This window comes from Enterococcus sp. DIV0755f, assembly GCF_051713725.1.
GTDB classification, from domain to species: Bacteria; Bacillota; Bacilli; order Lactobacillales; family Enterococcaceae; genus Enterococcus_D; species Enterococcus_D casseliflavus.
In genome coordinates, this window is the sequence record NZ_JBIOQL010000001.1 from 3455086 (window position 1) to 3462738 (window position 7653).

The following is a 7653-nucleotide window of genomic DNA, read 5'->3' on the forward strand; positions in this document are numbered from 1 at the left end:
CTGCGAATTGTTTTCGCAGCGGGCTTTTGACACTCTATTTACCATTTATAAATTGGTTTTTCAAAGAATATTAACCGTCTTTAGTTAACCTTGGCAATCTTCCCTTGCTCGATATACACCATCAAAATACTGATATCAGCTGGGTTTACTCCGCTGATACGGCTCGCTTGGGCGATGGTTTCGGGTTGGATTTTTTGCAGTTTTTGTTTGGCTTCTGTTGCCAAGCCATTGATAGCGGCATAGTCGATGTTTTCAGGAATGCGTTTGGCTTCCATCCGTTTGAGTTTCTCCACTTTTTCGAGGGCTTTTTTGATATAGCCTTCGTATTTGATTTGGATCTCGACTTGTTCGATCTCTTTTGGCTTCAATGCTTCATTGGCTTCGATAAATTGTAGCATTTCGGCATACGTCACTTCAGGCCGACGCAAGAATTCATTGGCTAAAACGCCATCTTTCAAGATAGCCGTCCCTTTAGCAGTCAAATACGCTTGTACTTCTGGCGTTGGTTTGATGCGGATCTTAGATAAACGTTTGATTTCTGCTTCAACAGCTTCTTTTTTCGCTACATACGCTTCGTATTGTGCTTCTGGGACGAGCCCGATTTGATGTCCCACTTCGGTCAAACGCAGATCCGCATTATCATGACGCAGCAATAAGCGGTATTCAGCACGAGAGGTCAATAAGCGGTAAGGTTCATTGGTTCCTTTGGTCACCAAATCATCGATCATCACACCGATATAACCGTCGCTGCGTTTCATAATGAAGGGTTCTTTGCCTTGAATTTTCAAAGCGGCATTGATGCCTGCGATCAAGCCTTGACCGGCCGCTTCTTCATAGCCACTGGTTCCGTTGGTTTGTCCTGCCGTAAAGAGGTTTTCGATGACTTTGGTTTCTAATGTTGGACGCAATTGATGAGGCACCACGACATCATATTCAATGGCGTAGCCCGTCCGCATCATTTCCGCTTTTTCTAAACCTGCGATGGAATGCAGCATTTGAACTTGGACATCTTCTGGCATAGAAGTAGAAAGCCCTTGAACATACACTTCTTCGGTGTTCAACCCTTCTGGTTCCAAGAACAGTTGGTGACGAGATTTGTCTGCAAAACGCACGATTTTGTCTTCGATAGATGGGCAATAACGGGCACCTACTCCTTCGACGATCCCTGTAAACATCGGCGCACGGTGTAAATTCTGGTTGATGATTTGGTGCGTCCCTTCGTTCGTATAGGTCAACCAGCAAGGTTCTTGGTTTTGATTGTAGGCTTCATCGGGTGTGCTGTAACTAAAGTGATTCGGTTGTTCATCGCCAGGCTGGATCTCCGTTACCTCATAGTTGATGGTGCTGGATTTCACCCGCGGTGGTGTACCCGTTTTAAAACGAGCGATCTCTAGGCCAAGCTCTTTCAAATGATCGGCTAGTCCAATCGATGGCTGGGAGTTGTTTGGTCCAGAAGAATACTTCAACTCTCCAATGATGATCTCTCCTCGCAACGCTGTTCCCGCAGTGATCACTACAGCTTGGGCTTGGTAACGAGCGCCTGTAGAAGTCACGACGCCACGGCATTCGCCTTCTTCAACGATCAGCTTTTCAACGATTCCTTGGCGCAGTGTCAGATTGGCTTCTTTTTCGATCGTTCGTTTCATTTCAGCCGCATAGGCATGTTTATCGGCTTGCGCCCGCAAGGCCCGCACAGCGGGACCTTTTCCTGTATTGAGCATCCGCATTTGGATGTAGGTTTTGTCGATATTTTTGCCCATTTCTCCGCCTAAAGCATCGATTTCGCGCACCACGACGCCTTTTGCTGGTCCGCCGACGGAGGGATTACAAGGCATGAATGCGACCATGTCTAAGTTGATGGTCAGCAAAAGGGTTTTTGCCCCCATTCGGCTGGCTGCCAAGGCAGCTTCTGATCCGGCATGGCCGGCACCAACAACGATCACGTCATAACTTTCTGCTTGATATTCTTGCATGGTGTTCTCCTTTTTACGCCAGTGGCGCATTCTTTATTTTCCTAAACAAAACTGACTGAACAATTGGGTGATCAACTCATCTTGGACACTGTCGCCGACAACTTCTCCTAGATAGTCCCAGCAGCGTGTCATATCGATTTGAACCAAGTCGACAGGCATTCCTGCTTCGATCCCTTGGATGACCTCAGACAACGACTGAACGGCATTTTCTAATAAGGCAATGTGACGGGTGTTAGAAAGATAAGAAGCATCCTTATCGGTGGTTTTGCCCCCAAAGAATAGATCGGCAATGGCTTGTTCCAGTTGATCTAAGCCTTCACTCGTCAACACAGAGACAGAAAAAATCGGTTCATCTGCTGCGTACTGCGCTAGCTCAGCGGGTGCTAATTTTGGCTCAAGGTCGGTCTTATTCAATAAGATGATCCGACGGCTGCCAGCAGTCAGCTCCAGCAATTGTTTGTCTTCCTGGGTCAATCCTTCGCTTTGGTTGAGAACCAGCAAAATCAACTCCGCTTCTGCCAGTGCTTTGCGGCTGCGTTCGACCCCGATTTTCTCAACGACATCTTCTGTTTCGCGGATACCAGCCGTATCGATCAGTTTCAACGGTACCCCGCGAACATTGACATACTCTTCAATAACATCTCGAGTCGTACCAGCAATGTCTGTCACGATGGCTTTTTCTTCCCTTAATAAATGGTTCAATAAGCTGGATTTACCGACATTCGGCCGACCGATGATCGCAGTACTCAAACCTTCTCGCAAAATTTTTCCTTGTTGGGCAGTCGCTAACAAGGCTTGAATCTGCCCTTTGACCATCGTGGCTTTTTCTAGCAATAAGCGGGTCGTCAATTCTTCCACATCATCGTATTCAGGGTAATCGATATTCACTTCAACTTGCGCCAGCGTCTCTAAGATCTCTTGGCGTAAGGTCCGAATCAAGTGGGAAAGATTGCCATCCAGCTGATTGACTGCGAGATTCATCGCCTTATCGGTCTTGGCACGAATCAGGTCCATCACCGCCTCGGCTTGAGAAAGGTCAACCCGTCCGTTTAAAAAGGCCCGCTTCGTGAATTCTCCCGGCTCAGCCAACCGTGCGCCTTGTCGTAAAACCAGCTGCAAGAGTTGATTGACGACAACGATCCCGCCGTGGCAGTTGATCTCAACGACATCTTCTCGGGTAAAGGTCCGCGGCTTTTTCATCACTGATAGCATCACTTCATCCATCAAACGGTTTTCTTCTGGATCCACGATATGACCATAATGGATCGTATGACTAGGCACTTGGGCGAGGGTTTTAGTGCCTGCTTGAAAAATCCGATCCGCAATTGCGATCGCTTCTTCCCCGCTTAATCGCACAATACTGATGGCCCCTTCGCCTGGCGGGGTGGAAATCGCGGCAATCGTATCAAATTCTTGCGTTATATTCGCCATGTTGCTTGCTCCTCCTATTTTTTCACATAAAAAAAGTGCCCACTCCACCCGTCAAATTGATTGAAAATCAATAAAAACGAGTAGACTTAGCACTTTGACTGCTTGTCAATTAAATTCTGGAAATAGATTAGCACATTTTTGCGTGAGTCGCAAGCTTCCTTCAAAAACTTTTAAATTTTGCATCTGTCCGCAAAAACCTTTAAAATAAAAGCAAAGAATAAGAAAAGAGGGATCTATTATGGAAACCATCAAATCATCAAACAGCGCTGCTCGCATTAAAGAAATCATTTTATCGACAGGAAACGTGAATCGGCCTTACGTCGTGCGGGATATCGTCTTTGCGGCAGACAAAATCGAAGTAGATCTATTTGATACATCTGTGAATTTGAACGACCTGTTGGCAGATGTGACCTATCGCTTAAAAGAAACCGCCCACAGCTACGGAGCGAATGCAGTGATCAACTGTCATTTCGAACATGACCGCATCGTTGAAGGCGACAAAACCTACCTTGAGATCTTTGCCTATGGTACAGTGGTTCAATTTACTCAATCAACCATCGGCGGCTAATTACCTCTATCATCAAGTAAATATCCACCCGTGAAACGGGTGGCTTTTTAACAGCCCTAGAAGGGCTCACCACTCGCTAGCCCCTTAAAAGGGGCTTTTTAAATGACCACCAACCGCTCACAGCCCTATCTCTCTTTAACTATTTAAATGGATCTACATACTCTTGTTTACTTATACTATCTCTTATTCGATCATCTGCTTCTTGTTCTCTAATATATTTTTCAATTGTTTTTTGATTTAACCCAACCGTACTCACGTAGTATCCTTTGGACCAAAAGCTTTTATTCCCATACTTATATTTCAAATTCGCATGTTTTTCATGGATTAAGGTTGCACTTCGTCCTTTTAAGTAGCCCATAAAACTAGAAATACTAATCTTTGGTGGTATTCTTACTAACATATGAATATGGTCAGGCATGGCATGAGCTTCAATGATTTCAACATCTTTCATCCCACACAATTTTCTTAATATCTGACCAATACTTACTCTTAACTTTCCATAAATCACTTTTCGTCGATACTTCGGGGTGAAGACTATGTGATACTTACAATTCCATCTGGTATGTGCTAAACTTTTATCGTCGTTAGACATAAAAAAAAACTCCTTTCGATCTGATATGCGGTTGGTAGCCACTATTAGTATATCGAAAGGAGTTTTTTATCGCTAAAGCTATTTCGTCCACGCGTAGAAACGCGCGGTTTTTTTGTTTCGTACGCTACGCGAACGAAACTGACTAAAGTCAATAAGAAAAATACAAAAAAGAGTCCGCGGCATACGGACTCTTTTTTGATACCAAAGGCTGACCTACGTAACGTATGTTGACTTTGATAAGAATGATTTCTAGTCAAGGATACTTGGTTTTAAATTTGTTGTCAATCGCTTTTTCCCATCAAAAAAGGGAAAGGCTTGTCAGACCGCCTTTCCCTTTTTCATTAAATTCGTTTGTCCGCAGGTTCCACTACTAAGTAGCGATACGGTTCATCCCCTTCAGAATGAGTTTGAACATACGCATCTTTACTCAAAACTGAATGGATCTGCTTTCTTTCAAACGCCGGCATCGGTTCTAAAAAGACTGGGCGGCCTGTTCGTTTGACTTTTTCAGCAGTACGGCTAGCCAAACGTTCTAAGATCGCTTGACGTTTTTCACGGTAATCTCCGACATTCACTACAATCGACAATTTGTTTTTCGCGATGCGGTGAATATACACTTGCGCCAAATATTGCAGTGCATTCAAGGTTTTGCCGTGCTTCCCAATCAAAATGCCTTGTTTTTGCGTTTCTAAATGAAAGACGATCACGCCGCCTTGACGAGCGGTTTTTACTAAGGCGGGTGCATTCAATGCTTTTGAAATATTTGTCAGATAGAGTCCCAGCTGAGCCAGCGCTTCCTCATCTGAAAGATCCGTCAGCAAAACAGGTTCGCTCGCTGCTGCTTCCATCACACTGCTTGCATCCTCTGTCGTCACAGGATCTGGTTCTACCAGCGGTTTTGCTGGTACTTCTTCAACGGGTGCCGGTTCTTCAACGATTCGTTTTTCAATGGAGACCCGTGCTTGTTTTTTTCCTAGACCCAAGAAGCCTTTTTTTCCTTCATCCAGGACTTCGATTATTGCTTGATCTTTGGTGATACCAAGGACTTGCAATCCCTCTTGAATTGCTTCATCTACTGTCAGATTTTCATAAATCGGCATTGCAGTGCAACCTCCTCTTATTTTTTCCGTTTCTTTTTAGGACTCATTGCTTTTTTCAGCGCACGTTCACGCTCGCGTTCTTTGCGGGCAGCTTCTTCTCTTTCTTGGCGAATCTTGAATGGGTTATTTAAGATCATTGTTTGCACAACTTGGAATGCATTGGAAACGACCCAGTACAAGGAAAGACCGCTGGCAATGTTGATCCCCATCAGTAAGATCATCATCGGCATAGCGAAATTCATGATTTTCAGACTCGCATTTGATTCCACTTGGCTCATACTTGATAAGTAGGTACTTGCAAAAGTAAAGAGCGCCGCTAAAATCGGCAAGATGAAGTATGGGTCACGATCACCCAGCTGCAGCCATAAGAATTTTCCTTCTTGCAGAGCAGGAACCCGTGAGATCGATTGCCACAAGGCCATCAAAATCGGCATTTGTACCAATAATGGTAGACAGCCGGCATAGGGATTGACATTGTTTTCCGCATACAAGCGTTGTGTTTCTTCTTTTAACTTGCTTTGTGTTTCCGTATCTTTTGACGCATATTGCTGCTGCAGCGCTTTTAACTTCGGTTGTAATTCTTGCGTTTTGCGCATGCTTTTGGTTTGAAAGTGCATCAACGGCATCAAAATGACCCGAATGATCAATGTAAAGAGGATGATCCCGATCCCGGCATTGCCGAAGGAGAGGGCTTTGATCGCCTCTGCAAAATAATAAACGATGTAACGGTCCCATAGACCAGTACTTTGTGCATTTACTTCACCTGTTGCACCGCAGGCAGATAAGACAACTACTAATGAGAGAACTCCCAAAAATAGTAAGACGCGTTTCCCTTTTTTCACGTAACTAATTCCTTTCCATTAATGAATAATTTTGGCAAGTTTTAAGACATGCTCTAAATTCGAGTAGATTTCCTTTGAGGAACAAGTGGCGATACTTGGACGGGCGATCACGATGAAATCGACCGCTGGTTCGATTCGCGGCTTCATTTCCGTTAAACTTGCACGGATCTTGCGCTTGATCTCATTTCGCTTCACTGCATTACCGACTTTTTTCCCTACAGATAAACCAACTCGAAAATGTGATTGCTCTTTAGGTAAGACATACACCACGAACTTCCGATTTGCAAAAGAATTTCCTGCCTGAAAAACTTTTTGAAAATCTTGCTCTGTTTTTACTCGATAGGATTTTCTCATCTTCGGTTCCTTCACTTCTTTCAATTAAGCTTCGCGAAACGGATTGAATCCGTAACCACTCACCTGTCAATAATACCATATTTGCCAAAAGTCAGACACTATATTCCGCAAAAACGGCATAAAAAAAAACCACTGGCATTCAGTGGCTTACGCAGAAATAACCTTTCTGCCTTTACGACGACGGCTAGCTAAAACACGACGTCCATTTTTTGTACTCATACGTTTACGGAATCCGTGAACTTTTTGACGTTTACGTTTATTTGGTTGATACGTTCTTTTCATTTATTTCCACCTCCATCAGGATAATGCTTATGCGCACAGACATACTTTGATAGTATAACGAGTCAAGTACTAGTTTGTCAATAAGAAGTTTGCTCAAAATCAGGCATTCTTTATCCACAATCCCTTTGATTTGTGTGGGTTTGCTGTTTATAGCCAATTTTTGTGGATAACTTTTTCCCCAGAGTTATTTTGGCTTTTTCCACAAACAAACAGCCTGTAGAAAAGTTTTCCACAATCACTTTTTTAACTGTTGATAACTACCCTAAAACCTAGTGTTATCAAGGCGTGATCTTCACATCGATCTGTGGACAAAGGAGATTTTTTTATAGTTATTCACATTCTTTTTCTACCTGTGGATAGTCGAATTTCGAACATGTGCATTTCCATTTTTCTTTTATCCCGTTTTGTGGAAAAGTATTTTTTTCTAACCTTTTTTATCGTAATCTGTGGAAAACTTTTTCAATCCGTGCTATTTTAGTTATATCTATTCTTAGTTATAGGAGGACAATTT

The 7653-nt window shown here is 43.5% G+C and carries 8 protein-coding genes; 1 reads left to right on the forward strand and 7 read right to left on the reverse strand.

Translation table 11 applies throughout. The features are described from left to right. Positions 1-80: 80 nt before the first annotated feature. Positions 81-1973: a tRNA uridine-5-carboxymethylaminomethyl(34) synthesis enzyme MnmG gene (mnmG, locus tag IGI73_RS16065; RefSeq protein WP_074934345.1), complete on the reverse strand. Its 1893-nt coding sequence runs from the start codon at positions 1971-1973 to the stop codon at positions 81-83. Positions 1974-2006: 33 nt separating this feature from the next. After that, positions 2007-3404, reverse strand: a complete 1398-nt coding sequence (mnmE, locus tag IGI73_RS16070) for a tRNA uridine-5-carboxymethylaminomethyl(34) synthesis GTPase MnmE (protein WP_074535553.1) — start codon at positions 3402-3404, stop codon at positions 2007-2009. A 238-nt stretch (positions 3405-3642) separates the two neighbouring features. Here mnmE and IGI73_RS16075 point away from each other — a divergent pair, with 238 nt between their 5' ends. Next, positions 3643-3972, forward strand: coding sequence for a heavy metal-binding domain-containing protein (locus IGI73_RS16075; protein WP_005226284.1), 330 nt, complete (start codon positions 3643-3645; stop codon positions 3970-3972). Between the two features lie 139 nt (positions 3973-4111). Here the strand turns inward: IGI73_RS16075 and tnpA are convergent, their stop codons facing one another. From tnpA to rpmH, 5 genes are all read right to left on the reverse strand, one after another. Continuing rightward, entirely contained in the window at positions 4112-4564 is a 453-nt protein-coding gene (gene tnpA / locus IGI73_RS16080) for an IS200/IS605 family transposase (protein WP_142973394.1), read from the reverse strand. Between the two features lie 341 nt (positions 4565-4905). Then, the gene (gene jag, locus IGI73_RS16085) at positions 4906-5664 is read right to left on the reverse strand and encodes an RNA-binding cell elongation regulator Jag/EloR (RefSeq protein WP_142973395.1); all 759 of its coding nucleotides are present in this window, start codon (positions 5662-5664) and stop codon (positions 4906-4908) included. Positions 5665-5681: 17 nt separating this feature from the next. Beyond that, complete coding sequence (locus IGI73_RS16090; RefSeq protein WP_010748469.1) at positions 5682-6506, reverse strand: YidC/Oxa1 family membrane protein insertase; 825 nt, start codon at positions 6504-6506, stop codon at positions 5682-5684. An 18-nt stretch (positions 6507-6524) separates the two neighbouring features. Further along, a complete protein-coding gene (gene rnpA, locus IGI73_RS16095; RefSeq protein ID WP_015510644.1) occupies positions 6525-6860 on the reverse strand; it encodes a ribonuclease P protein component in 336 nt (111 codons plus the stop codon). Positions 6861-7007: 147 nt separating this feature from the next. After that, positions 7008-7142, reverse strand: a complete 135-nt coding sequence (gene rpmH / locus IGI73_RS16100) for a 50S ribosomal protein L34 (protein WP_002356012.1) — start codon at positions 7140-7142, stop codon at positions 7008-7010. Positions 7143-7653 lie beyond the last annotated feature (511 nt).